This is a genomic window from Budvicia diplopodorum (assembly GCF_009800925.1).
In the GTDB taxonomy this organism is placed as follows: domain Bacteria; phylum Pseudomonadota; class Gammaproteobacteria; order Enterobacterales; family Enterobacteriaceae; genus Budvicia; species Budvicia diplopodorum.
In genome coordinates this window covers 124581-149853 of record NZ_WOYF01000003.1, presented here as the reverse complement: position 1 = coordinate 149853, position 25273 = coordinate 124581, and the positions used below count along the sequence as shown (strand labels likewise).

Below are 25273 nucleotides of genomic sequence, written 5' to 3'. Positions count from 1 at the left end.
ACAAAATTTATTATATTGTCTTGATCAAAATATTGTATTCATTTCTGGCCGTTTTTGTTTTTGCCCAATTCTCTTCGTTGGGAGATACCAACGACTATATCAATGGATATTATCTCGATCGGGATGATCTCTTCAGCACGGCATACCTGATGTCGGTTATTGGTTCATTGCTTGGAACCGTAGGCAGCTTTCTCCTATCGCTCTTGCTATCAATAACCGGCATCCTCTATATGTTGGAAAAGGCCCGATTAGGTAATAACCAACTTGTTTTGGTTCTGGTATTACTCTCTTTACCTTCGTTTGGCGTATGGACATCCATTTTTTCTAAAGAGATATTTGTGCTTTTTTCATTCTGCATTTGTACTGGCGGACTAATCGAGCTAATTAACGGAAAAAGATCGTTTCTCTCTATTTTTCAAATTGTGGCTTTGGCACTGTTAACCTTTATCAAACCTCACTATGCCGTAGCCGTATATTCATCGATGCTGACGATATTGGCCTATAAAAATGGCATAAAGTCTGAGCTGGCTATTAGCGTCAATATCATCATATTTTGTCTGATTATTCTGGCATCTATTTATTATATCGAGGCGATCTTTGAATACACTCAGATAATGCCAAAGCATTTCTCTCGCAATGGGGGAACAACCCGAATCAATGAGTTCTGGAACAGTGAGTATGATTTCTTCACCTTTATACCACTCGGCCTGCCGATGGCATTCATCGGACCCACGCTACCTGAGTCGATAAATAATATAAAATTACTCCCCTTTTTCTTTGAAGGCTGCTTTTTGTTTCTGCTGATAATCTTTTACAGCGCAACGTCAATAATAAGAAACCAGAATATCAATACAATGGCACTGTCTTTGTTTATATCCTTTACCTGCGTATTGCTGATAGCTCACTACCCTTTTGGCGTGTTCAATGCCGGTTCAGCCATGAGATACCGTTCTGGACTAATCATGCCCATGTGCGTATTTCTAATTTACTTAAAACAATATATTACTACCCGGCACGGCTACCATAATTCTGATTAACTACTACGTGAATCAACCCTTTTCTGAGTAGTGCGGTATACAACAAAATAGCAGATTACAAATAAGAACCTGGCAAAAACCAACATTACAAGAGAACCAACAACGCCAAAAAAATAAATCATCAGATAACCGAATAGGGCAGAAAAAACGGATACAAATAGAGATATATTTCGGAAGGTCCGGTCAAGACCGTTAGCAAGAAAATAACCGTAAGAAAAAGCGTTCAATATGCCGTTGAACAGAATGCCTGCCGAAAGGTAGATCAAATACAGCACCGCATCAGAATAACCGGGGCCAAGAAAGATATTGACCAAGAAGTCACCAAAAAAGACAATGGCGGCAATAGGAGGTAGGGAAAGAATAATATTAAGCAACAGCAATAATTTCAGCGTACCGTTGCCTTTCACAATCACCGGATAGGCCGCTTTTGATAACATAATCTGGATAGAACCCGCGATCCCTGTCAAACGCATTGCGATGGAATAGCTGGCATAAATAGCCGGAGTAGTTAATGCCCCGATAATCAATAAAGGAATATTACTGTAAAGATTGGGGGCGAAATCACCAATAAAGCTATCAAAACCTGATTTGATTTTATCCAGTGAATTGGTAAAGCGAACTTCTTCTTTTATACCCATACGAGTGTGTCGATAGATAAAAATAATTATCCCGGTAACAATAAACACCAAGGCATTAGACATAATGGCATAAGCTAAATCATTGGGCGATTTTACCAAAAAAAATAGAGTCGCAATCTGTATTATTCTGGCTATTAGCGATGACAGAGCAAGAAAAATCATATTAGACGTTCCCTGATGAAACCACGGAGCAGTCAAATAGTAACCGAATAGACTAATAAAATAGTAAGACAACACAAATAGGACATTTCGATCGCCAGTAACACATAGCGTATAGCTGCTAAAAATCACAAAAGATAAAATACCAAAGATAAATCTGACCGATTGGGTGTAAGAATAAATCGTCTGTAACTGATGATTATTTTTGGTTAGAGCAGCGTCTCTGACGCCGGTAATATTAGTACTATAATCGGTAACAATAATAGCAAAAGCTGATGCCGTGAAATAAATAAAATACGTTCCATAGCATTCAGGACCGAGCACTCTTGAAAGATAGGGCATGGTTATCAATGTAACCAAAAGGCTCAGCATATTTATCGAAGAGAGTCCCAGAAAATTAGACAGGACTTCTTTATATCTGGATGAAATTTTCACCGTTAGAACCAAGTTTTTTTGAGTTAATCGTATTATAACCATTTTTCAAAATCATGTGGTTATCAATATCTTAAATAATAAAAAATCATATAAATTAACTTTCAACACTCTAAATAAAGGAAAATCATGATCATCATAGACCCCCTGACGATATCCGTTGACGATACCATTATCAATTCGATGAATTTAACCAGAAAAGATGATTTCATTACTAATAACAGCCTGACAAATAGGCTTTACATTACTTATTTTGACGGAAAAATAATAATTTCTGATAGGTTAAAAGAACTCATCAATGAGATCGGTGCAAAAATCGAACCGGACGCTGCCGATTTCTATATGAGATACGGCTTTATACTACCGCCATACACACTATATTCTGACATTTTCATCATGGCTCCCTATATAGGATTTTCACTATCAAAGCAGTTTGGCACTACCACTCTTTTTCCAGATAACAAAGAAGATGTAAATACAAAAATAGTAGACTATCAGGAACAAATTAAAGCTGACCTGATTGCTTCCCTCGAGCAACAGAGCGGGCCATATAACGTATTATTCAGTGCCGGCGTTGATTCCGCGGTCCTTTTGGGAATTGCAGAACAGCTAAATAAAGTAGACAACGCAGTAAACTGCTTTATGTCTTCTATGCCAGATGAAAGCAATAAGGCCGGTAAAATTTGCGAGTCAAAACAAATACCGATTAAGATTGTTAGCGTAAGCCATAATTTGGAGAGTCAGGCTAACACCTTTCTGAATCTGGCAGCTGAACCCATTTCCGATAAAATATCACTGGTTATTCCTGCAATTACAGACCAGCTTGAATTAGACAAAAATCATTTAATCCTCGATGGGCAAGGGGCCGATTCCCTATTGTGCGGGCTTCCTCACGATAGGCTATATGATTTATACCATAAGAAATTCATTCGTTTTATTGCGAAAATTTTCTCAATACTTCCTATTTGGGGAAATAAAAAAACAAAAGCGGGCCGTCTATTATATAGAATCACTAAAATTTTACATTGCCTCTCATCACCGTCAGACAGTGAAATGCTACTAAACTCGCTGGTTGAAGAAAGGAATCAACAAACTTCACGCGGCAATATTATAGTTAAAAGATTTTATGATGAAATAGAGATATTGAAAGATGAATTAAACGATTTCCATATGGTAATAAGATACATCTTTATGTTCAGAATAATACCTGCAAGAGAAATGCAAAAATATATCATCGCCAATAATAACGGTTATAGATTCAAGCTGCCATTCTTAGAAAATAATTTTATTGAGAAACATTTTTATATCCCTAGTAACCAGACAATAAAATACGGGATATATAAATATCCAATGATTAAAATTGCACAAACTTACTGGCCTGGCTTTTTTAATGATAGTAAAACCAGCCCTTTTCAGGTTGATTTCAGCATCGGAAACATCAGCATAAAAGAATTATCACTATTAAAAACAAAAGAAAATACAAAATAATAAGATACCTGAATAATTGCCGTAGCGCGGTTAATGCTATAGCAACCTCAAAATTCAGACTATAGGCAATCAGAAACCGAGGCTCTCCTACCATATCAAAATTTAGTAGTTATTTAAAAATCAGACGCATCAATAAAAGATAATCCGTAGGGAAAGACCGCGATAGCACAAACCATCAGCTAAATACTGGTGAGCATCCCTACGCCTATAAATCATTCGAATTTATATTGCATCATAGGGAAATTGAGATGTTCAGAAAAAATAGGAAATACACTATAGCTATCACAGCTAACACCAGCTGGTATTTATATAACTTCAGGAAAAACACCATAAACTCATTATTAGATATGGGTTATAACGTTGTTGCCATTGCCCCCAGAGACAGTTATTCAGTTTCATTGTCAGAGCTAGGGTGCCGATATATTCCTATTGATATCGATCAGGGAGGAGTCAATCCGATTAAAGACCTCATAACCTTTTCAAAAATGGCAATGCTTCTTTACCGAAATAGTTTTAGCCTGCTTCTTAATTTTACGCCTAAAAATAACATCTATTTCTCTATTCTAGCCAAGCGCTTTGATATTCGCGTAATTAATAACATTGCCGGGTTGGGTATTATCTTTGTCAAAAAGGGGGTTATTTCTAGAATTTGTACATTTCTGTACAAGTTCAGCCAGAGCCACGTTGATAAGATATTTTTCCAAAATGAAGATGACCGGGCGCTATTTCTGAGAAATATCATTAGAGACGGCAGCAACACCGATCGCATACCAGGTTCTGGCGTTGATTTAACCCGTTTCTCAGTTAAAGAAGCGCCTGATGACGGCGTGGTCCGGTTTATTCTGGTCGCCAGAATGCTTTATCACAAAGGCATTGAGCATTACGCAGAGGCCGCCCGACAATTAAAGGCTAAATATGGCGAACGATGTGAATTCAGGCTACTTGGCTTTCTGGATTGTCATAATCCCGGCGCAGTGGAAAAGCAAAAAATCGAGTCATGGGTTAAAGAGGGCATTATTAATTACCTTGGCGTTTCCGATCGAGTGGAGCAAGAGCTATCTATCGCCGACTGTGTCGTTTTACCTTCGTACTATCGGGAAGGTGTTCCTAAATCGCTGTTGGAAGCGGGCGCCATGGGTAAACCCATTATTACCACCAGAAACATTGGTTGCAGAGAAACCGTTGATGATGAAATTAGCGGTTTCCTGTGTACCCCTCAATCCACTGAAAGCTTAGTCGAATCGCTCGAGCGAATGATCAATCTGAGCCATGAAAAAAGGCTGTCAATGGGGCGTAACAGTCGGCTAAAGATCGCCCGTGAATTCGATGAAAACATCGTGATCGCCAAATATATAGAATCGATATACCTATTACTCAATAAGGAAATATAAGACACCAGCCGAGATACAAAAATCCCGTTTCGCCGAAAAGTATAAGGAACGTATTGTCCTGAAAGGCAACTGTCGATGTATCCCACTCTGTATCCCATTATCTGAGACACGGCGAGAATTACATCAACACGTTGTTTTATAAGATGAGGGAGTCGGCCGTTAAGCCGGGTTCTGTCGTGGACAGTCATTCATCTAGGCCAGCAATCGCTCACTGGCTCAAGCAGCCTACCCGGGTTCAGTACGGGCCGTACCATGTGAACCCCTATTTGGCCTTGCTCCGGGTGGAGTTTACCGTGCCACGGACTGTTGCCAGCCGCGCGGTGCGCTCTTACCGCACCCTTTCACCCTTACCTGATCCCACTTACGCGGGCCATCGGCGGTTTGCTCTCTGTTGCACTTGTCGTAGGCTTGCGCCTCCCAGGCGTTACCTGGCACCCTGCCCTATGGAGCCCGGACTTTCCTCCCCTCCACCCGTCTCCCCGAAAGGACTACGGTGAAGCGGCGACTGTCTGGCCGACTCCGGCGCGCAGTATACATGCGCCTTGGCAGATATACCAGAACGAGATCGTTACTCGTCGCTGCTTCCTTGAAGATCCAGCGCATATTTATACAGCGCGTTTTTCTTCACGCCGTGAATTTCAGCGGCCAGCGCAGCAGCCTTCTTCAACGGTAACTCTTTTTGCAGTAACGCTAACGTGCGCAGCGCTTCAGAAGGTAGCGCATCATCGCTTGGTACTTTATAGCCTTCAACAACCAGTACCATTTCCCCTTTACGGCGAACTTCATCTTCTTTTACCCAATCAAGAAGCTCCCCAACCGGTGCGCCTTTGATATTTTCCCAAGTTTTTGTCAGCTCTCTTGCTAATACTACGTAACGCTCAGGGCCCCAGACGGTGACCATATCCTGTAGGCTATCGAGCAACCGATGTGTGGATTCATAAAAAATCAGCGTTCTTGGCTCTTCTTCCAGACTACGTAACGTATCGCAGCGGGATTTAGTTTTAGCCGGTAAAAAGCCTTCATAGCAAAAGCGATCGGAAGGTAAACCCGCGGCAGACATGGCGGTTATAGCGGCACAGGCACCGGGAAGCGGAATAACGCGAATGCCCTCTTCACGACAGCGGCGTACTAAGTGATATCCCGGGTCGTTAATTAATGGCGTTCCGGCATCAGAAACAAGTGCAATACTGTGTCCATCTTTTAGTTTTCCGATTAAGATGTCTGCTTTAGCCTGCTCATTGTGATCGTGTAATGCAAAAAGATGAGCATTAATGGCAAAATGTTGCAATAGTAAGCCCGTGTGGCGGGTATCTTCCGCTGCAATTAGATCGACGCTTCCCAAAACGGCTAATGCCCGCTGGGTAATGTCGCTGAGGTTACCGATGGGTGTGGGAACAACGTAAAGTGTCGAAGGTGAAATCGCTGCTTGATTGTGTTGGCTCATTGTTTCATCCGGATGACCGATTTAATATTAACGATCTCAACATATAAATAAAATTGGATACAGCATGCGTTTAATCACATACCTCCGTACCAAGGCAAGCCGAGCGCTGCCAGTAGTAGTGGCTGCGCTGTTTCTGGCAGGATGCCCTAGCTTAAAAACTTCAACGAATAGTATTCAGGGTGAGATTGCTGAAAAATCACCTTACTATCTACAACAGGTAGAGCAGAGCTCTGGTGATGCCAAAGTTAACTGGCAGCTACTGGCCGTTCGGGCGCTAATTACTGAAAACAACACCAAACAAGCGTTCGATATTCTGCAAAAATTGCCGAATATATTACCTATCCCACAAGATCAAGAAAGGCAGCTTCTGCGCGCAGAACTCGCGGTGAAGCGACAGGATAACAAAGACGCCTTCTTATGGCTAAAAAACATTAAAGTCCCCGATCTTTCTAACGTTCAAAAAGCCCGTTATTACCAAGTTCAGATTATGGCTAATCAGGGTAAAGATCCTTTGGCTCAGCTACGGGCTTACATCAACATTGAACCGCTCGTTAGCGATAAAGAGCACCCCAATGTAATTGATCAAACTTGGAATCTGCTAACGCAGTTCACCCCGGCTACGCTCAATACGTTAGTGATTAACGCAGATGAAAATACGCTGAGCAGTTGGTTAGAGCTGCTGCAGGCTTACCAGAACAATAAAGCCGATCGCCAAATGCTAGAGTCTGCGATTAAAGACTGGCAAAACCGTTATGCCAGCCACCCGGCGTCTAAAGTGTTACCAAGTCAGCTTTCCCGTGCGTTAAGCTTTCAGAAATCATCTAACGCGAGTATTGCGCTACTACTACCTCTAAGCGGCACGGGTAAACAGTTTGGACCAACCATTCAAGACGGGTTTAACGCGGCCAAATCGCTAAGCAAAGCGGCCTCTCAGGTTAAAGTTTACGATACCGGTGCTAAACCACTGGCTGAACTATTAACTCAGGCTGAGCAGGAAGGAGCGACGATAATCGTTGGCCCGTTGCTGAAAAAAGACGTTGAGCAATTAGCCGCATCGCCTTCAACGTTAACTATTCTGGCGCTGAACAAACCAGAGAAAGTAACCGATCGCCTCAACGTCTGCTATTTTGCCCTATCGCCGGAAGATGAAGCGAAGGATGCGGCCCGCCATATTTTTGCTCAAGGAAAAAAATCGCCGCTGATTATTGCTCCACGCGGTGATTTAGGAACCCGGGCGGCTAAAGCCTTCGCTGAACAGTGGAGCACTACCGGCAGCGGTGCGGCTCAGGTTCAATATTTTGGTAAATTGGGTGACTTAAAAGACGCGATTGCCGGCGGTGGCGGAATGCGTTTGCAGGGCCAGCCAATCACACTGGCATCGGGTATAACCGGAGCACCGGCAGGCGCGGTAGACGCCATCTATATTATTGCCACACAGCCTGAACTGGCGTTGATAAAACCAATGCTGGATATTTCTAAAGCATCGGCGTCAGCGTCGCTATATGCCAGTTCGCGCAGCTATCAGGCAGGCTCGGGCCCGGATTTCCGTTTTGAAATGGAAGGCGTGCAGTTTAGTGAAATTCCAATACTGGTCGGTTTATCTCCGGCAATAAACCAGCAGGCCGGAACTAAATACAGCAATGACTACTCACAGCTTCGTCTTTACGGCCTGGGTGCCGATGCTTGGGAACTTGCTTCGCATTTCTCAGAAATGCGTCAGCAGCCAGACTTCCAAGTTGCCGGAGCGACAGGCATACTCACGGCAGACAAAAACTGTGTGATTAACCGTCAATTGCCATGGATACAATACCGTCAGGGCCAGCTAGTACCCGTAAAATAGCCAGTTATACGGTCGGGGCGCGCTATGAAGCTATAGCGCGTCGCCATTTAGAACGATCGGGCCTGCTTTTTATTGCAGCTAATATCAAGTTTCGCTCGGGTGAACTTGACTTAATTATGCAAGACGGAGATATCTGGGTGTTTGTGGAAGTCAGATATCGGCGAAATTCATACTTTGGTTATGCTACAGATTCAATCAATTGGCATAAACGGCAACGGCTGTTATCAGCGGCTTCCCGCTGGCTAAGTCAACGGCAATTAAGCATTGATACGGCAAACTGTCGATTTGACGTTTTAGCGATCACCGGTAATCAGTTACAATGGTTGCCAAACGCCTTTGATGCCAACGGAGAATCGTAACTTTTCTGGCATCGTGGGTCACAATAAGCGAAATACGTAAGCAGAACTCATACTATGTTGGAAAGAATCAAAGGCTGTTTTACAGAAAGTATTCAGACACAAATTGCCGCCGCCGAAGCATTACCCGTTCCCATTTCCTTAGCGGCAACGACCATTGTGCAATCGCTGTTAAATGGCAATAAGATACTGACCTGTGGAAACGGCGCATCTGCCGCTAACGCTCAGCATTTTGCGGCTAACTTAATTAACCGTTATGAAACTGAGCGGCCGAGCTTACCGGCCATTGCTCTTAGCGCTGATAACGTCACGCTAACGGCCATCAGTAACGATGGCCTAAAAGACGAAGTTTATGCCAAACAGGTTCGCGCGTTAGGCCAGGCCGGTGACATATTGCTGGCGATATCGAGCAGAGGCAACAGCCGTGATATTATCAAAGCCGTTGAGGCTGCAGTAACGCGCGATATGACCATCATTGCCTTAACCGGCTGTGACGGCGGTGAACTAGCTGGTTTACTCGGTCAACAAGACGTTGAAGTTCGCATTCCTTCTTATCGGGGAGCCCGGATACAAGAAATGCATATGCTGATTGTAAACTGTCTTTGCGATCTGATTGATTTCACCCTATTCCCTCACCAGGATGACTGAAGGAGTTTTTAATGAAAATTCGTACCCTAACGGCTCTTGCAATTTTACTCACCACCACCATGCTGCATGGATGTATTGCTTTCGTAGCCGGTGGTGCTGCCGTTGCGACGAAAACTGCAACCGACCCGCGCACTGTGGGAACTCAGGTCGATGATGTCACATTAGAAGCCCGTGTCAGCAGTGCCATTGCCAAAGATGAGCAGATCAAACAAGAAGCGCGCATTATTACGACGGCATATCACGGTACCGTATTGCTCACCGGCCAATCGCCAAAAGCAGAGCTTGCTGAGCGAGCCAAAAATATTGCCGTCGGTGTCGACGGTGCAGAAACCGTTCATAACGCCATACGCCAAGGCTCAAAGGTTGATATGGGTACGGCATCGACCGACAGCTGGATCACAACCAAGATTCGTTCCCAGTTACTGACCAGCGATAAAGTGAAGTCCAGCAATGTCAAAGTAGTAACTGAAAACGGCGAAGTTTTCCTGATGGGTCTGGTAACCGAAGACCAAGGTAAGGAAGCCGCAAGCGTTGCCAGTAACGTCAGCGGCGTAAAACGCGTGATTACCGTGTTCCAGTATGTGAAATAGGTTTAGCTTTAGCGCCTGTTTAAATCAAAAACGCCTCAAATGAGGCGTTTTTGCTATTCGTTATCAAAGCTGCCCATTATCAAAATGGGCCATCGCTGAAAGTTATAAATCCTTAATAAATTCCCTTCCACCCAGCAGGTTCATCTGCCGCATAATCGCATTTTGGCGCTGGAGCACATAGCCAGAGGGTTTGTTGGCTTTAAGCCGGACGGGGCTAGGTAATACGGCAGCTAAACGTGCCGCTTCAGCCTGAGTTAGATTTTTCGCCGATTTACCAAAATATTGCTGAGCGGCCTGTTCAACGCCAAAAACCCCGTCACCAAACTCGGCGACATTGAGATAAACCGTTAGTATTCGCCGCTTAGTCCAAACCAGTTCAATGCCTACCGTCAGCCCGGCTTCAAGCCCTTTACGCACCCAACTACGACCATTCCAGAGAAATAGATTTTTTGCCGTCTGCTGCGAGAGCGTTGACCCGCCCCGGATCTTATTCGGCCTGCGCTCATTATGGTTAATAGCTGACTCGATGGCATTAACATCGAAGCCCCAGTGGATAAGAAATTTTTGATCTTCAGAAGCAATGACCGCCAGCGCCATATTGGGCGATATATCATCCATAGAAACCCACTGATGCCGGGCAACGTAGGAAAAATTGCCGCCTACCCAAGCGCCAAGCTGCTTTTGTACCATAACGGCAGAAAATGGCACCGGCAGAAATGCAAACAGCAGAATGCCTGCCGCCCAGAGCAGTAAAACAGCCAGACAGATCCGCGTAATCCAAAAGAAAAAACGCCCTTTTACCCGAAAGCGGGCCGATTTTCTCATTAACTCAGCACCAACACCCGCGCCACCAGCTTATCAATACCCAGAGCCGCTTCAGAAATGCTTTGCGCTAGCATATAGGCCGGAGTGGTGACGATCTTTTGGTCGGCATCAACCACAATGTCATCAACCGGACAGGTCACATGCTCTCCGCCCATGCTGTCAATAACCTCGGCGGTATCAATGTCATTGCCGATGGTCAGCCTGACTGGAACGCCCAGTAGCTTAGGCAGCATAGCCGGAGCGATACAAATAAAACCCATCGGTTTTCCAGCCTGATGCATCGCTTTAACCAACCGGGATAAATCCGGATTAACTTCACACGCGTCGCCTTGAGTCGCAAAGGTACTCAAATTCTTAGCCGCCCCAAACCCACCGGGAACAATCAATGCGTCAAACAGCGAAGCATCAGCCTGTGAAAGCGGCTGAATTTTACCTCTGGCAATGCGCGCGGATTCCGTTAAAACGTTCCGGCTTTCTGACGCTGGCTGGCCGGTAAAATGGTTCATAACCTGAGCCTGAGGCTGGTCTGGCGCAAAACAGGTCACTTGAGCTCCGCCACGATCCAATGCGAGCAGAGTAAGTACCGACTCATGAATTTCTGCACCATCTAAAAAGCCACATCCACTTAATACGACTGCAACCCGTTTCATTACTAACTCCTGTTACACACTCTACGTTGTTGACGAATTTTATTTAACGGAGCCAAAGCTGGCTAATAATACCGATGCCATGAACAAAGCGGCATCCCTGAGGTCTGCCGCATTATTAACAATCAATTGCGCGAAAAGTGAAGTACCAGAACTTACTTCTTCTCCTGAGACTCTACCCACTCGTGTAACGTTTTGACATCGTTACGCCATTCGCCTTTTAGCTCATCAATCCAGTCTTCAACATTATCCCACCATGCCGGTAAGGTTGGTGTTTGAATTTGCTGGGCAAGCTGCTGCAGATGGCGCAGACCAACGGAACCTGAAGCGCCTTTGATCTTGTGGGCCTCTTCCGTGATACCTTTTTGATCTCTCGCCGTCATATTCGACTCTAATACCGACAGATAGCTGGGCATAACCTGCTCATACATCGCCAAGCCTTGAAGGATAAGCTGCGGACCAACTAACTCCATATACTGCTCTAACATGGTTAAATCGAGTATAGACTCATTGGATTTCATAGCACCTTGCTCCTGTAATTTAGGTAAAATTTTTGGCTGAGCGTTGCCAATTTTCTTTATTACTACCATTAACTCCGGTACTGAAAGCGGCTTACTCAGAACATCATCCATCCCTGAATCTAAATACTCTTGCTTGCCCTTTAACACATTAGCAGTGAGGGCAACCAATGGGGGTAATTCTGATGTCCCGTAGGTTTGTCTAAACCGTTTGGCGATATCAAAACCGGTCATATCAGGTAACTGAATATCCAGTAAAACTAAATCATACAGATCGGGTTTAAACTGTTCCAACGCTGCGGTTCCCGTCATCGCTACGTCAACGCTGTGTCCTAATTTCTCCAGTACCGAGCGGGCAACAATCACGTTTAGCTCAATATCTTCAACCAATAATACGCGTAAAGAAGGTGCAGGTAACTCCTCTGTCTGGGCGATCTCTTTTACCGCTATCGGCGCATTAATAAACACCGTAAATATGGTTCCCTTACCGACTTCACTTTTAACAATAATATCGCCGCCCATCGCCTGAGCTAATCGCCTAGATATTGCCAGCCCAATACCGGTTCCCGTTGCCGGACGCCCACCGTGTATGCTTGGAACCTGATAATACATGGCGAAGATCTTATCGATCTCTTCAGACGGAATACCAATACCGGAATCCTCAACGTCAAAATAGAACCGGCTTTCACCTTCACGCCTCAACCTAACAATAATTCCCCCCTGACTGGTGAACTTGACCGCATTACCAATCAAATTCCACAGGATCTGCCTCAGGCGTGTGCCGTCAGTCAAAATATAGGCCGGTAAATTTTTGTCATACTCAAGCGTGAAAGTTAACCCTTTAGGTTCGACCAGTAGCCCAGAAAGGTTCTCTAAATCACACAGAAAATCGATCAAATCAAGCGGATTAACATCCAGCTGGGTTTTCTGGCGTTCCAACTTATCGAGCTCAATCACATCGTTAAAAATATATCCCAGAGTGGTCGCGCTGACATAGATCGTTCTTAAGTATTTGAGCTGTTCGCTATTTAATTCAGTATCCAGCAAGATACGGCTAAGGCCAACAATGCCATTGAGCGGAGTTCTTAATTCATGGCTGATAGTCGATATAAATGTGGTTTTATCCCGGCTGGCTTTTTCTAATGCGTCCTGATAACGCTTGCGCTCGGTAATATCACGGCCAAAACCCATCAGGCCATGACGCTTGCCGTCAAGCGCATAGAACGGAACTTTTCTCACTTCAAAGCAGGCCTTACGACCATCCGGATAAACCAGCCATTGCTCATAGGTCAATGAAACGTTGTGACGAAACACTTTATCATCGGTTTCAATAACTTTTTCAGCCACTTCCTTGTTATAAATATCGTTAGCCGTCAGGCCAATCAGCTGTTTCTCACTTCTGCCAGCCAGCAGTTCCATCGCCCGATTACAGCCAGAAAATTGACCATTTTCATCACGGTAATAAACAAGGTCTGGAGAGGAATCGAGAAATGAACGTAGGAAAATCGACTGCTGCTCATATTCAATCTGAGCCTGCTGACGCTGAGCGATTTCAACATGAAGTTCATCAATAGCCTGCTCTCTTGCCTCTTCAGCTTTGATACGTTCATTGATTTCCTGATTGAGCAGTTCGATATTATTGCGCAGCTTATGATTCAGCACTAAATCGCGATCGCGCATCTCTTCTAGCTTTTTCACCAAACGGGCCAATCGCTGGCGTGATTCTTCAAGTTGCTCAACAACAATCGAAAGGAAATAAACGGCCCACGGGGTAACCAATAAACCAAAAAATATAGAACGAATAACGTCAATGCGTTCAATCTCACCGTGCAAAGCAACGGTAACGGAAATTTGAACGGTGAAGGCAAGAACAATAAGAATAAATGCTAAAAGCATAGAGAAGCGAACAAGGCCCAACTTAACCATCGCATCTACATAGTATTGGGCTAATTTCCGCAACTGCTTCATGGTGACTCCCAAGATTTACTGTCGTCTGAATAATACCGTAAATATGGCTTAAGTAGAGAATAAAGCATGTTAAATCTGAATGAAAAATCAGGCGACGGCGTTAAGAGCTATCAATATATACATAAAAAATAGAACCATACTAAATTAATTCAGCGAGTGATATCTCCAACCAGAAAAGTACCTTAAGCGCCAATTCCTCTTCGGTATAAGGTAACGTAAAGATCCCACTGAATTTATGATTTCTTTTTATACTGTCGACCGCTTGGCCGATAACATATTCACAACAAATAACGCCATGAAACTTCAAATATAAAACAAAAGTCAGGATATCTATCTAGCCTTATTAGTATTTGAAGAACATGAACTTAATTCAGCCCCTTAACATAGTGACTTAGCTCACATTTTAAGTCGATTAAAAACCTAAAGAACAGTACAAAATATTGATAAAAAACATTAATAATCAATTAATTAAACATAAAAATGCTAAAAACCATAGTTTTTGAATCATATTTGACCTTAATTCTCTTTATATATAAGTTGGACATTCAAGGATCTCTGATAGTCAGAAGCTGTTGTGTTATGTATTTTCAGCACTAATACATTCCTCTCTGGGCAAACTAATTTTAAGCCATTATAGGACGCGTTAACGCGACGTATCCGCGTGGCTGAACGGTGCCCACAAGACTATGCTCTGGCTGGATGAGGCCTTAAAAAAAACAACAACATCACAACAATAATTATTTATGTATAACCCAAAGTAATTGGGGTTGCAGCGAGTGAGCGAAGCCAGAAGGACCTACTCCCGCCAGTAACTCGGGAGAATAAGCGTCGCTGCGACGTCAAATACCAAGGACACCAACCGGGGTAATTGGAGAGCACGATTATGCTATACGACGCGTCGAACGAACGTGATAACTGTGGTTTTGGCCTTATCGCCCATATAGAAGGCGAACCGAGCCATAAAGTTGTCAGAACCGCGATTCATGGTCTGTCACGAATGCAGCACCGCGGCGCAATCTTATCTGATGGAAAGACCGGTGATGGCTGTGGTCTGTTATTACAAAAACCCGATCGCTTCTTTCGCCTGATAGCCGAAGAGAAAGGCTGGCGGTTAGCAAAAAACTACGCCGTTGGTATGCTGTTTTTAAGCCAAGACCCGCAGCAGGCTGAAGCCAGCCGTATCATTGTCGAAGAAGAGCTACAGCGCGAAACCCTGTCAGTTATCGGCTGGAGAGAGGTTCCGACCAATCCCGATATGCTGGGTGAAATAGCCCTCTCATCGCTACCGCGCATTGAACAAATATTCGTTAATGCCCCAGCCGGCTGGCGTTCATTAGATATGGAGCGCCGCCTGTTTATGGCCCGTCGCCGTATCGAAAAACGGGTACAGGATGAGACATTCTACGTCTGTAGCCTGTCCAACGTGGTGAGTATCTATAAAGGGCTGTGCATGCCCGTTGATTTACCGCGCTTTTACCTCGATCTGGCAGACCTACGCTTAGAGTCATCCATTTGCCTATTCCACCAGCGCTTCTCCACCAATACCGTTCCCCGCTGGCAGTTGGCTCAGCCTTTTCGTTATTTAGCGCACAACGGTGAAATTAACACCATTACGGGTAACCGCCAATGGGCCAGAGCCCGTTCATATAAGTTTAAAACGCCGCTGATCCCTGACCTGCAGGATGCGTCGCCGTTTGTTAACGAAACCGGTTCTGACTCAAGCTCTTTAGATAACATGCTGGAACTGTTTCTCAGCGGTGGTATGGACCTGATTCGGGCCATGCGTTTGTTAGTACCGCCTGCATGGCAGAATAATCCGGATATGGACGAAGAGCTGCGGGCATTCTTTGACTTTAACTCCATGCACATGGAACCGTGGGATGGCCCTGCCGGCATTGTGATGTCTGACGGTCGTTACGCCGCCTGTAGCCTCGATCGCAACGGCCTTCGCCCTGCCCGCTACGTGATAACAAAAGATAAGCTCATCACCTGTGCCTCTGAAATCGGCATCTGGGACTACCAACCCGATGAGGTGGTCGAAAAAGGTCGGGTTGGTCCGGGTGAATTAATGGTTATTGATACCCGAACAGGAAAAATTCTTCACTCGAACGAAACGGACAACGATTTAAAAAGCCGTCACCCTTATCTAAGCTGGATGACAAAAAACGTTCGCAGACTGACGCAGCTTGAAGCGCTACCCGACGATCGAGTCGGCAGCCGTGAGCTTGACGACGTGCAGTTAGAAACCTACCAAAAACAGTTTGCCTATACCAATGAAGAGCTTGAGCAAATCATTCGGGTTCTGGGTGAAAATGGTCAAGAAGCAACGGGTTCCATGGGGGATGATACGCCGTTTGCCGTACTATCAAGCCACCCGCGCATTATCTATGACTATTTTCGTCAGAAATTTGCTCAGGTGACCAACCCGCCAATCGACCCTCTGCGGGAAGCGCACGTGATGTCGCTAGCCACCAATATTGGCCGCGAAATGAACGTATTTTGCGAAGCGGAAGGTCAGGCTCACCGGCTTAGCTTTCCTTCCCCGATACTGCTGTACTCCGACTTTGTGCAGTTGACCACCTTAGAGGCAGAGCACTACCGCTCGGATATCCTCGACATAACCTACAACCCTGCCGAAGGCGATCTTGAAGCCGCCGTGATCGCCATGTGTGATAACGCAGAAAGTAAGGTCCGTCAGGGAACGGTGCTGTTGGTATTATCAGACCGCAACATTGCCCCTGACCGCTTACCAATTCCAGCGCCAATGGCCGTAGGCGCGTTACAAACGCGCTTGGTAGAACGCAATTTACGCTGCGATGCCAATATTATTGTTGAAACAGCAAGCGCCAGAGATCCACACCACTTCGCCGTATTACTGGGCTTTGGCGCGACGGCAATCTACCCGTATTTAGCCTACGAAACGCTGGCAAAAATGGTTGATTCCAATGTGATAGATAAAAATCAGCGGGTCGTGATGCTGAACTACCGTAACGGCATCAACAAAGGCTTATATAAGATTATGTCTAAGATGGGCATATCTACCGTGGCCTCTTATCGCTGTTCTCAGCTGTTTGAAGCCGTCGGCCTACATTCAAGCCTGATGAACCTGTGCTTTAAAGGTGCTTCCAGCCGTATTGGCGGCGCTCACTTTAGCGACTTCCAGCAAGACCTGCTGAACCTGTCGAAGCGCGCATGGTTAAAGCGCAAACCGCTGGATCAGGGCGGTTTACTCAAGTTCATTCACGGCGGTGAATATCATGCCTATAACCCGGATGTGGTGACCACCTTACAGGCGGCGGTGAAAAGCGGTGATTATCAGGATTATCAGACATATGCCGATCTGGTAAACAACCGCCCGGTCACCACGCTGCGCGATTTACTGGCGCTGAAACCACAGGATCCGGCGAACGCCATCACCATTGATAAAGTGGAATCAGCAACATCGCTGTTTACCCGCTTTGACAGCGCAGCGATGTCTATCGGCGCCTTAAGCCCGGATGCCCACGAGTCTTTAGCTATTGCCATGAATACCATCGGCGGGCGTTCTAACTCGGGCGAAGGCGGCGAAGATCCCGTGCGTTATGGCACCCAGAAGGTCTCTCGAATTAAACAGGTCGCATCAGGCCGCTTCGGGGTCACGCCCGCTTATCTGGTGAACGCCGATGTTATTCAGATCAAAGTCGCTCAGGGCGCAAAACCCGGCGAAGGCGGTCAGTTGCCGGGCGATAAAGTCACGCCATATATCGCGAAACTACGCTATTCCGTTCCCGGCGTTACCCTGATTTCACCGCCGCCTCACCACGATATCTATTCGATTGAAGACCTGGCCCAGCTAATTTTTGACCTCAAACAGGTTAATCATAAGGCGATGATATCGGTCAAACTGGTGTCAGAACCTGGAGTCGGAACCATCGCTACCGGCGTAGCCAAGGCTTATGCGGACCTGATTACCATCGCCGGTTACGACGGTGGAACCGGAGCCAGCCCGCTAAGCTCGGTCAAATATGCCGGAAGCCCTTGGGAACTAGGTTTAGCGGAAACGCAGCAGGCTTTGGTCGCCAACGGACTACGCCACAAAATACGCCTGCAGGTCGACGGCGGCTTAAAAACCGGTCTGGATATTGTAAAAGCGGCCATTCTTGGTGCAGAAAGCTTTGGGTTTGGTACCGGGCCAATGGTGGCATTAGGCTGTAAATACCTGCGTATTTGCCATTTGAATAACTGCGCTACCGGCGTAGCCACCCAAGATGAAAAGCTGCGTGCAGACCACTATCACGGCCTACCTGAGCGCGTGATTAATTACTTCGGTTTCATTGCACAAGAAACCCGACAAATCATGGCCGAACTGGGCGTTGCTCAGCTTATTGACCTCATTGGCCGCACCGATCTACTCACCGAGCTTGAAGGATTCACCGCTAAGCAGCATCGCTTAGACCTGTCCAGCCTGCTGGCCTGCGCGCAGCCGCATCCGGGCAAAGCGCTGTATTGCACCGAAAATAATCCGCCGTTTGACCAAGGCATTCTTAACCATAGTTTGCTGAGTCAGGCCGGGCCTTATATCGAATCCAAGCAAAGTAAATCATTCTATTTTGATATTCGTAATACTGACCGTTCAGTGGGCGCATCGCTGTCAGGCGCTATCGCTGAAAAACACGGCGATCAGGGCTTAGCCAGCGATCCGATAAAGGTCCACTTCTCCGGAACCGCAGGCCAAAGCTTTGGCGTATGGAATGCCGGAGGCGTTGAACTGACGCTGACCGGTGATGCCAATGACTACGTCGGCAAAGGCATGGCGGGTGGCATGATTATTATCCGTCCTCCGGTCGGTTCAGCCTTCCGTAGCCATGAAGCAACCATCATCGGCAACACATGTCTATATGGTGCCACCGGCGGCAAACTGTTCGCTGCGGGCCGGGCCGGAGAGCGCTTTGCCGTACGTAACTCAGGAGCGATAACGGTGGTTGAAGGTATCGGTGATAACGGCTGTGAATACATGACTGGCGGTATTGTCTGCATTCTGGGCCGCACCGGCATCAACTTTGGTGCAGGTATGACCGGCGGATTTGCCTATGTGCTGGACGAGGATGGTGAATTCCGTAAACGCGTAAATCCGGAGCTGGTGGAAGTGTTAGCCGTTGACGAGCTAGCCATCCATGAAGAACACCTGCGTGGCTTACTGACTGAACACGTTCAGAATACCGGCTCGGACCGAGCAGAAGAGATTCTGGCCAACTGGTCACAATGGGCGGCGAAATTTGCCTTAGTAAAACCAAAATCCAGCGATATCAAAGCGCTGCTCGGACACCGCAGTCGTTCTGCATCCGAGCTGCGGATTCAGGCGCAGTGAGAGGAAGATAAGCCATGAGTGAAAATGTTTATCAATTTATCGACCTACAGCGCGTTGATCCCCCGAAGAAGCCGCTGAATATCAGGAAGGTTCAGTTCATTGAGATCTATGAACCCTTTCTGGACACCCAGGCTAAATCTCAAGCGGACCGCTGTTTATCATGCGGAAACCCGTACTGTGAGTGGAAGTGTCCGGTACATAACTACATCCCCAACTGGCTAAAACTGGCCAATGAAGGGCGAATTATGGAAGCCGCCGATCTCGCTCACCAGACCAATAGCCTGCCGGAAGTCTGCGGCCGGGTTTGTCCTCAGGATCGCCTGTGTGAAGGTTCATGCACCCTGAACGATGAATTTGGTGCCGTAACCATTGGTAATATCGAACGCTATATTACTGACAAAGCGCTGGAGATGGGCTGGAAGCCTGACATGTCACAGGTTCACCCGACCGGTAAGCGTGTCGCTATTATCGGTGCCGGCCCAGCAGGTTTAGCCTGCGCCGACGTACTCGCGCGTAATGGGGTGCAGTCGGTCGTTTTTGATCGGCATCCTGAAATTGGCGGGCTATTAACCTTCGGCATCCCTTCGTTTAAGCTGGATAAAGACGTCATGGTCAAACGCCGTAAGATATTCAGCGATATGGGCATTGAGTTTCGCCTGAACGTTGAAATCGGTCAGGATATCCAGATGAGTGAGCTACTGGCCGAATACGACAGCGTATTTCTCGGCGTAGGAACTTACCAGTCAATGGCGGGTGGCTTAGCGAATGAAGAGGCTCCGGGTGTGTTTAACGCGCTTCCTTACCTGATTGCCAATACCAAGCATCTGATGGGCCATCCGACCAGCGATGGCGAACCTTATATCAACCTTGAAGGAAAACGAGTGGTGGTATTAGGCGGCGGAGATACGGCCATGGACTGTGTCAGAACCGCTATTCGTCAGGGTGCAACCCACGTGAGCTGCGCATATCGCCGCGATGAAGAGAACATGCCGGGCTCCCGCCGTGAAGTGAAAAATGCGCGGGAAGAAGGCGTTGAATTTCTATTCAACCTGCAGCCAATCAGTATTGAAGTTAATTCGGCCGGTAAAGTCAGCGGCGTGAAGGTGGTGCGTACTGAGCTGGGTACACCAGATGCTCACGGCCGCCGTAGCCCGCAGGCTATTTCCGGCACTGAGCATTTACTCAATGCCGATGCCGTGATCATGGCATTTGGCTTTAAGCCGCACGCCATGCCATGGCTATCAGAACATCAGGTCGCGCTGGACAAACAGGGGCGAATCACCGCTCTCGAACAGGCCGAAATTCAATACCAAACCACTAATCCGAAAATCTTTGCTGGCGGCGATGCGGTAAGGGGTTCCGATCTGGTGGTAACGGCCATTGCGGAGGGGCGTAAAGCCGCCGAGGGGATTATGACTTACCTTGAGGTTTAGCATTGGTACATCATGTTGACTTACCCTGTCGTCATCCCGGTGACGGCGGGGAGGGTCCGATGATAATTAAGCAGATTACCATTAGCTGGTTGAATCAAAGGCAGCAAAAAGGCGGATATGATATCCGCCTTTTTATCTATTTCAGATCGCTGAATTAACTACTTAACAACCCGTAAAGCAGGACGACCGCGAGGTGGTTGAGGTGGCTCTTCATCATCATGACTCTCATCGATCTCATTGCTATCTGGCTCTTCAACATCGTCAGCGCAGACTAAATGGATCGAAGATGCCTGACCGTCAGCCAATGGCTCATCATAGTCTTCATCACCGCTCAGGTAGTCACTTTCCGGTTCGAACATCGTTCCGGCACCGTTTTCTCTGGCATAAATGGCCATAATAGCCGCCATAGGTACCTGAACCTGACGAGGTATTCCGGCGAACCGGGCGCTGAAACGAACGTCATCATTGCCGAGTTCAAGATTACCTACCGCATGAGGGGCAATATTAAGAATAATTTGACCATCACGAGCAAACTCCATCGGAACCGAAATTCCGGGGACAGAAACATCAACCACCAGATGGGGCGTTAGCTGGTTATCAAGCAACCATTCATAAAAAGCACGTAACAGATAGGGGCGACGCGGTGTCATCTGCGTTGGCTCCATCAGGCTTAGCCCCGCATATGCAGGCGCATTTCACGCTCAGTTTCAGTCAGCGACGCAAGAAATGCTTCTCGCTCAAAAACGCGATTCATATAAAGCTTAAGCTCTTTAGAACCCGCGCCTGAAAGCTCAATACCCATTTGCGGCAAACGCCATAGCAATGGAGCCAAATAGCAGTCAACCAGACTAAACTCTTCGCTCATAAAATACGGCGCTTCATTAAATACTGGCGCAACGGCTAAAAGCTCTTCACGTAATTGCTTACGCGCTGCTTCTGCATCCTGAGCATTGCCGGTCAGAATAGTGTCCAGTAATGAATACCAGTTTTGCTCAATACGGTGCATCATCAGACGGCTAGTCCCTCGCGCAACAGGATAAACCGGCATCAAAGGAGGATGAGGAAAACGCTCATCTAAATATTCCATAATGATGTGGGATTTATACAGCGTCAGCTCACGATCGACCAGAGTAGGTACAGAACCATAAGGATTCAGATCGACTAAATCCTGCGGTAGGTTATCCATGTCGACCTGTTCAATCTCGACGCTCACACCTTTCTCAGCCAGAACGATACGAACCTGATGGCTAAAAATGTCAGTTGGGCCGGAAAATAGCGTCATGACCGAACGTTTATTGGCAGCGACAGCCATGAAAACCTCCAAGTTTATCTAAATAATGACCAATGGCGAAAAATTGCCTGATATGACAATCCCTCTCAATTTTTTTGCTTTCGACTATGAATTATCAGAACGGTCTGATTTGAGATTTAAATCGATAAAACATACAAAGCGCCCGCTAGTTTAGCAGATTTTAACCATCTTGTTCAGGGGGCTTGATGATTTATTCAACTATTCTGATTTAACAGCCGTAACAGTATAAATACATGCAAACTTCAGCAGCGAGTTCGGTTTCTCTGACTCAATAAAAAAACCCGGTATAAACCGGGTTTTTAACATTAACAAGTTGCCTAAAAGGCCAAATATTAACGCTTGGAGAACTGAGGACGACGACGAGCTTTACGCAGGCCGACTTTCTTACGTTCAACTTTACGAGCATCACGAGTAACAAAACCTGCTTTACGCAGTTCTGCACGAAGTGATTCATCGTATTCCATCAGCGCACGAGTAATACCGTGACGGATAGCACCAGCTTGACCAGAAATACCACCACCTTTAACGGTGATGTACAGGTCAAATTTACCAACCATATCGACCAGTTCTAACGGCTGACGAACTACCATGCGGGCAGTTTCACGTCCGAAGTACTGATCCAGACTACGCTGGTTAATAACGATGTTACCGCTACCCGGCTTAATAAAGACGCGTGCGGAAGAGCTTTTGCGGCGACCAGTGCCGTAGTATTGATTCTCTGCCATTGCCTATAATCCCGATTAAATGTCCAGAACTTGCGGTTGCTGTGCCGCATGGTTGTGCTCAGTACCTGCGTAAACTTTCAGTTTACGATACATTGCACGACCCAGCGGGCCCTTAGGCAACATGCCTTTTACCGCGATCTCAATCACGCGCTCAGGGTGGCGGGCAATCATCTCTTCAAAGGTCGCTTGTTTGATACCACCGATAAAACCGGTGTGATGGTAATAAATCTTGCCAGAACGCTTGTTGCCGGTTACAGCAACTTTTTCTGCGTTCAGAACGATGATGTAATCACCAGTATCAACGTGCGGAGTATATTCCGCTTTATGCTTGCCGCGCAGACGACGAGCCAGTTCAGTAGCGAGGCGGCCCAGCGTTTTGCCGGTCGCATCTACAACATACCAGTCACGTTTTACTGTTTCTGGCTTAGCTGAAAAAGTTTTCATTTAAATAACTTACCCAATCTAAAGTTACACGTTGGCGAACACCAAAACGTTAAGAAACATTATTGAGGCTCACACGACCATCGAGTCCAGCAAACCTACCCCTTCGAGCAGTCAATGCCGGCACTATTAAAGTTTTTGGGAAAAAAACTTTGTTGTAACGTGGGGTCGCAAGATTATAGGGAAGTCGACCTCAAAGATCGACCTGTTTTTGCAGCTAAATCCATTTATTGACGATTTAGCTCAAGATAGCGCTGGTAACCTGACATTTATGCCCAATTCAGAAGATAAATCTTCACTAACCTAAGCGGCAGATTACACATTCACCCGGCTTTTCTTGCGTGTTGCCCGGAGCTTAATAAGAAAATCGCCCGGGGGCAGATAGCTACCCTCGGGCGACTCAACAAACGGACTTATCTTAAATTTTTAGATAATGCCCATGCTGATTAGCATTTCCCACCAGCCAATACCAATGGTCATATGGACCAACAGGCTTAAGAAGGCAAGAACGCCACCGATAATCCACCATGAACGGATATCGTTGTAACCGGCACCGAACACGATTGGTGCAGCAGCGCCGCCATAATGGGTTAACGCGCCGCCGTAGGAGTTAGAGAACAGTAGACCTAACGCCAGAAGCATAGGAGGAGCACCAGCAACCAAGCCCACGGTAGCAAATACCGGAACCATCGCCGCCACATAAGCACCACCTGATGCGAATAGGTAGCGAATAAGCACGCTGATAAACATCACAACCAATAGCGCAACAATCGCGTGATCGCCAAAAGATAGATTCTCACCAAGTACTTTAGCTAACCACTTAAAGAATCCGGCCTTGGTCAGCACGCCTGACATACCGATGATACCGCCGTACCATATCAGAGTATTCCAGCCACCTTTATTCTTAAGAACGTCATCCCAAGTCACGATGCCTAACAGCAGCGTAATCGCCATCGCACAGATAGCAACCGTTGATGCTTCAACGTTAAGGAAATCTGCGCCAACCCAACCAAGCAGCGCTAAACAAAACACCCCGCCTAACATCTTTTCGCGAATCGTCATAGGACCAAGCGCTTTAAGACCTTCGGCAGCAATTTGTTTGTTGTTAACTTTTTTCAACTCCGGCGGATACATTTTATAAATGAGGAACGGAGTTATTATTAACATGATGATGCCGGGTACAGATGCAGCTAATGCCCATCCGGTCCAGCTCAGTTTGATATTCAAAATATCCGACATCATGGCTAATGCCAGCGCATTTGGTGCCATCGCAGTCAGGAACATATAGCTGGTCGTTTTAGTGACCATATAAATGTTAACCATGAGATAGTGGCCAGCTTTACGCGGACTATCGTTCGGATCGGAGCCTAATGCTACCGCTACGCTGTTGATAATTGGAAAGACGATTCCCCCGGCGCGAGCCGTATTTGATGGGGTAGCCGGAGCAATTAACAGGTCGAGTATCGCTGTTACATACCCTAAACCTAGCGTCGTGCCTCCTAACTTACCGATAAGAATATAGGAAATTCGCTTTCCTAAACCGGTAAGTACAAAAGCTGCACTTAAAGTAAATGCGGCAAATACTAACCATGTAGTATCGGAAGCATAGCCTTTAAGAACTTCAGAAACCTTTAACGCATCGCCACCGAAATTACCAATAACAACGGCAGATGCTGCAATTGTTCCTAATAATATCACTGGTTCGGAATAAGGTTTTAACACTAAACCAACAATTGCTGACAAATATAAACCAAATAATAGCCATGCTATATTTGGCAAGCCAGCCGGCGTTGGAAGTAATGCTACTACTATTGGAATAGCCAATAATAATAACAATTTCCACAATTTATCTTTACTCATTACTTACATTCTCCTTAAGACAAAAACAGAATGACGGCGATGCTTATACATCCAGATATAAGCATTAAAATTCGGTATCAACGTAGTTTTCACACCAGATGGTTATTTATATTTTATATCTCTGGCACCCAGCTTACTGATTACATTAATCCTCTATAGGGCATTTGAAATAAT

At 46.2% G+C, this 25273-nt stretch carries 19 protein-coding genes and 1 other RNA gene; 9 read left to right on the top strand and 11 right to left on the bottom strand.

Annotated features, from left to right (window positions below; translation table 11 throughout):
* Positions 1 to 32: 32 nt before the first annotated feature.
* The gene (locus GVI43_RS04670; protein ID WP_159565626.1) at positions 33 to 1037 is read left to right on the top strand and encodes a hypothetical protein; all 1005 of its coding nucleotides are present in this window, start codon (positions 33 to 35) and stop codon (positions 1035 to 1037) included.
* Here GVI43_RS04670 and GVI43_RS04665 read toward each other — a convergent pair.
* Entirely contained in the window at positions 1034 to 2269 is a 1236-nt protein-coding gene (locus GVI43_RS04665; RefSeq protein WP_159565624.1) for an oligosaccharide flippase family protein, read from the bottom strand. The two genes, GVI43_RS04670 and GVI43_RS04665, sit on opposite strands and share 4 nt — an antisense overlap.
* Positions 2270 to 2395: 126 nt before the next feature.
* Between GVI43_RS04665 and GVI43_RS04660 the strand changes: the two genes are divergently transcribed.
* Both GVI43_RS04660 and GVI43_RS04655 read left to right on the top strand, forming a co-directional pair.
* Positions 2396 to 3754 carry an asparagine synthase-related protein gene (locus GVI43_RS04660; protein WP_159565622.1) on the top strand — a complete coding sequence of 453 codons (1359 nt, stop codon included), beginning with the start codon at positions 2396 to 2398 and terminating at the stop codon, positions 3752 to 3754.
* 248 nt (positions 3755 to 4002) lie between these two features.
* Entirely contained in the window at positions 4003 to 5145 is a 1143-nt protein-coding gene (locus GVI43_RS04655; protein ID WP_159565620.1) for a glycosyltransferase family 4 protein, read from the top strand.
* 144 nt (positions 5146 to 5289) lie between these two features.
* Here GVI43_RS04655 and rnpB read toward each other — a convergent pair.
* Both rnpB and rsmI read right to left on the bottom strand, forming a co-directional pair.
* An RNA gene (gene rnpB / locus GVI43_RS04650) (RNase P RNA component class A) lies at positions 5290 to 5666 on the bottom strand.
* 47 nt (positions 5667 to 5713) lie between these two features.
* Entirely contained in the window at positions 5714 to 6589 is an 876-nt protein-coding gene (gene rsmI / locus GVI43_RS04645; protein ID WP_159565618.1) for a 16S rRNA (cytidine(1402)-2'-O)-methyltransferase, read from the bottom strand.
* 64 nt (positions 6590 to 6653) lie between these two features.
* On the opposite strand from rsmI, the gene GVI43_RS04640 reads away from it, so the two are divergent.
* From GVI43_RS04640 to dolP, 4 genes are read left to right on the top strand one after another with little or no spacing between them, the layout of a single operon-like run.
* Positions 6654 to 8429: a penicillin-binding protein activator gene (locus tag GVI43_RS04640; protein WP_159565616.1), complete on the top strand. Its 1776-nt coding sequence runs from the start codon at positions 6654 to 6656 to the stop codon at positions 8427 to 8429.
* Complete coding sequence (locus tag GVI43_RS04635; protein ID WP_159565614.1) at positions 8387 to 8788, top strand: YraN family protein; 402 nt, start codon at positions 8387 to 8389, stop codon at positions 8786 to 8788. The genes GVI43_RS04640 and GVI43_RS04635 overlap by 43 nt, the downstream gene beginning before the upstream one ends.
* A gap of 54 nt (positions 8789 to 8842) precedes the next feature.
* Entirely contained in the window at positions 8843 to 9433 is a 591-nt protein-coding gene (gene diaA, locus GVI43_RS04630; protein ID WP_159565612.1) for a DnaA initiator-associating protein DiaA, read from the top strand.
* 11 nt (positions 9434 to 9444) lie between these two features.
* Positions 9445 to 10023 carry a division/outer membrane stress-associated lipid-binding lipoprotein gene (gene dolP / locus GVI43_RS04625; protein ID WP_425482122.1) on the top strand — a complete coding sequence of 193 codons (579 nt, stop codon included), beginning with the start codon at positions 9445 to 9447 and terminating at the stop codon, positions 10021 to 10023.
* A 102-nt stretch (positions 10024 to 10125) separates the two neighbouring features.
* Here the strand turns inward: dolP and mtgA are convergent, their stop codons facing one another.
* The 3 genes from mtgA to arcB form a co-directional block, all read right to left on the bottom strand.
* Positions 10126 to 10848, bottom strand: coding sequence for a monofunctional biosynthetic peptidoglycan transglycosylase (mtgA, locus tag GVI43_RS04620; protein WP_159565610.1), 723 nt, complete (start codon positions 10846 to 10848; stop codon positions 10126 to 10128).
* Entirely contained in the window at positions 10848 to 11498 is a 651-nt protein-coding gene (elbB, locus tag GVI43_RS04615; protein WP_159565608.1) for an isoprenoid biosynthesis glyoxalase ElbB, read from the bottom strand. The genes mtgA and elbB overlap by 1 nt, the downstream gene beginning before the upstream one ends.
* A 152-nt stretch (positions 11499 to 11650) precedes the next feature.
* Entirely contained in the window at positions 11651 to 13981 is a 2331-nt protein-coding gene (gene arcB / locus GVI43_RS04610) for an aerobic respiration two-component sensor histidine kinase ArcB (RefSeq protein WP_159565606.1), read from the bottom strand.
* 883 nt (positions 13982 to 14864) lie between these two features.
* On the opposite strand from arcB, the gene gltB reads away from it, so the two are divergent.
* Entirely contained in the window at positions 14865 to 19328 is a 4464-nt protein-coding gene (gltB, locus tag GVI43_RS04605) for a glutamate synthase large subunit (RefSeq protein ID WP_159565604.1), read from the top strand.
* Between the two features lie 14 nt (positions 19329 to 19342).
* A complete protein-coding gene (locus GVI43_RS04600) occupies positions 19343 to 20761 on the top strand; it encodes a glutamate synthase small subunit (RefSeq protein ID WP_159565602.1) in 1419 nt (472 codons plus the stop codon).
* A gap of 158 nt (positions 20762 to 20919) precedes the next feature.
* Here the strand turns inward: GVI43_RS04600 and sspB are convergent, their stop codons facing one another.
* From sspB to GVI43_RS04575, 5 genes are all read right to left on the bottom strand, one after another.
* Positions 20920 to 21426, bottom strand: coding sequence for a ClpXP protease specificity-enhancing factor (sspB, locus tag GVI43_RS04595; RefSeq protein ID WP_159565600.1), 507 nt, complete (start codon positions 21424 to 21426; stop codon positions 20920 to 20922).
* A 5-nt stretch (positions 21427 to 21431) separates the two neighbouring features.
* A complete protein-coding gene (gene sspA / locus GVI43_RS04590) occupies positions 21432 to 22073 on the bottom strand; it encodes a stringent starvation protein SspA (RefSeq protein ID WP_159565598.1) in 642 nt (213 codons plus the stop codon).
* A 332-nt stretch (positions 22074 to 22405) separates the two neighbouring features.
* Entirely contained in the window at positions 22406 to 22798 is a 393-nt protein-coding gene (gene rpsI / locus GVI43_RS04585) for a 30S ribosomal protein S9 (RefSeq protein WP_029097064.1), read from the bottom strand.
* 15 nt (positions 22799 to 22813) lie between these two features.
* Positions 22814 to 23242, bottom strand: coding sequence for a 50S ribosomal protein L13 (gene rplM, locus GVI43_RS04580; protein WP_159565596.1), 429 nt, complete (start codon positions 23240 to 23242; stop codon positions 22814 to 22816).
* A gap of 423 nt (positions 23243 to 23665) precedes the next feature.
* Positions 23666 to 25099 carry an anion permease gene (locus tag GVI43_RS04575; RefSeq protein ID WP_159565594.1) on the bottom strand — a complete coding sequence of 478 codons (1434 nt, stop codon included), beginning with the start codon at positions 25097 to 25099 and terminating at the stop codon, positions 23666 to 23668.
* Positions 25100 to 25273: the final 174 nt, after the last annotated feature.

What these genes read in the sequence shown, in the direction of transcription:
- sspB (WP_159565600.1), bottom strand. Translation starts at nt 21,426, where the DNA reads ATGGAGCCAACGCAGATGACACCGCGTCGCCCCTATCTGTTACGTGCT.
- sspA (WP_159565598.1), bottom strand. Translation starts at nt 22,073, where the DNA reads ATGGCTGTCGCTGCCAATAAACGTTCGGTCATGACGCTATTTTCCGGC.
- diaA (WP_159565612.1), top strand. Translation starts at nt 8,843, where the DNA reads ATGTTGGAAAGAATCAAAGGCTGTTTTACAGAAAGTATTCAGACACAA.
- GVI43_RS04655 (WP_159565620.1), top strand. Translation starts at nt 4,003, where the DNA reads ATGTTCAGAAAAAATAGGAAATACACTATAGCTATCACAGCTAACACC.
- dolP (WP_425482122.1), top strand. Translation starts at nt 9,445, where the DNA reads ATGAAAATTCGTACCCTAACGGCTCTTGCAATTTTACTCACCACCACC.
- arcB (WP_159565606.1), bottom strand. Translation starts at nt 13,981, where the DNA reads ATGAAGCAGTTGCGGAAATTAGCCCAATACTATGTAGATGCGATGGTT.
- GVI43_RS04660 (WP_159565622.1), top strand. Translation starts at nt 2,396, where the DNA reads ATGATCATCATAGACCCCCTGACGATATCCGTTGACGATACCATTATC.
- GVI43_RS04640 (WP_159565616.1), top strand. Translation starts at nt 6,654, where the DNA reads ATGCGTTTAATCACATACCTCCGTACCAAGGCAAGCCGAGCGCTGCCA.
- rplM (WP_159565596.1), bottom strand. Translation starts at nt 23,242, where the DNA reads ATGAAAACTTTTTCAGCTAAGCCAGAAACAGTAAAACGTGACTGGTAT.
- GVI43_RS04600 (WP_159565602.1), top strand. Translation starts at nt 19,343, where the DNA reads ATGAGTGAAAATGTTTATCAATTTATCGACCTACAGCGCGTTGATCCC.
- elbB (WP_159565608.1), bottom strand. Translation starts at nt 11,498, where the DNA reads ATGAAACGGGTTGCAGTCGTATTAAGTGGATGTGGCTTTTTAGATGGT.
- gltB (WP_159565604.1), top strand. Translation starts at nt 14,865, where the DNA reads ATGCTATACGACGCGTCGAACGAACGTGATAACTGTGGTTTTGGCCTT.
- GVI43_RS04575 (WP_159565594.1), bottom strand. Translation starts at nt 25,099, where the DNA reads ATGAGTAAAGATAAATTGTGGAAATTGTTATTATTATTGGCTATTCCA.
- rsmI (WP_159565618.1), bottom strand. Translation starts at nt 6,589, where the DNA reads ATGAGCCAACACAATCAAGCAGCGATTTCACCTTCGACACTTTACGTT.
- rpsI (WP_029097064.1), bottom strand. Translation starts at nt 22,798, where the DNA reads ATGGCAGAGAATCAATACTACGGCACTGGTCGCCGCAAAAGCTCTTCC.
- GVI43_RS04635 (WP_159565614.1), top strand. Translation starts at nt 8,387, where the DNA reads ATGGATACAATACCGTCAGGGCCAGCTAGTACCCGTAAAATAGCCAGT.
- mtgA (WP_159565610.1), bottom strand. Translation starts at nt 10,848, where the DNA reads ATGAGAAAATCGGCCCGCTTTCGGGTAAAAGGGCGTTTTTTCTTTTGG.